Raw genomic sequence first — 911 nt, forward strand, 5'->3', positions numbered from 1 at the left:
GTCGACTGATCAATATAGTTGGCACCTAGCCCATTACTTAAAGAAACAATTACATAGGGTTTTGCCTCATGTTCAAACAGCGATTTATATGTTAAATGCACGAAAAGTAGCTCGTTTTAAAAAGGGGTATGATACGTTACCGAAAAACGACCGAGTGGACGCCTGGGTAATTGCGGATCATCTACGCTTTGGACGATTGCCACATGAAATGCAAGAAACCCTTATTTACGATGCCTTGCGTCGTTTGACACGCACAAGATTCCATTTAACACATGAAATTGCGCGTAATAAAACATACATGTTAAATCAGCTTTACTTAAAATTTAGTGGCCTACGCCAAGACAACCCGTTCTCTGATACATTTGGTGCGACAAGTGTCGCTGTAATCGAAGAACTAGATCCAGAGATTATCGCGGAAATGCCATTAGAAGAACTCGTTGAGTTCCTACAAGAGAAAGGCAAAAACCGCTTTGCAGAGCCAGAAGAGATCGCGAACTATCTCAAAAAACTTGCTCGTAACTCTTATCGATTAGATAAGGTGATGGCTGATCCAGTCAACTTATCCTTATCAGTGATTTTAAGTACAATTCAGCACATGGAAAGCCAAGTAAAGCGTTTAGATAAAGAGATCGAACGCATGATGAAAGGCATTCCTCAAACATTAACATCGGTAAAAGGCATCGGTCCCGTGTACGCAGCGGGTTTAATCGCAGAGATTGGTGATATTCATCGTTTTAATGACCATCACGCTTTAGCGAAATACGCAGGTTTAGTATGGACACAGTATCAGTCAGGCGAATATGAAGCTGAAGACACTCATCGCGAGCGAACCGGAAATAAATATTTACGCTATTATCTTGTTCAAGCATCAGACGCCATACGAAAACATGACACCGAATATAAAGCCTTTT

General features: G+C 41.1%; 1 protein-coding gene. It reads left to right on the top strand.

Annotation, left to right across the window (positions count from 1 at the left end):
* On the top strand, nt 1-911 hold a 911-nt coding region (locus tag CD30_RS19195), incomplete at both ends, for an IS110 family RNA-guided transposase (protein WP_036180843.1).

The sequence above is a fragment of the Ureibacillus massiliensis 4400831 = CIP 108448 = CCUG 49529 genome (genome assembly GCF_000772965.1).
GTDB lineage: Bacteria > Bacillota > Bacilli > Bacillales_A > Planococcaceae > Ureibacillus > Ureibacillus massiliensis.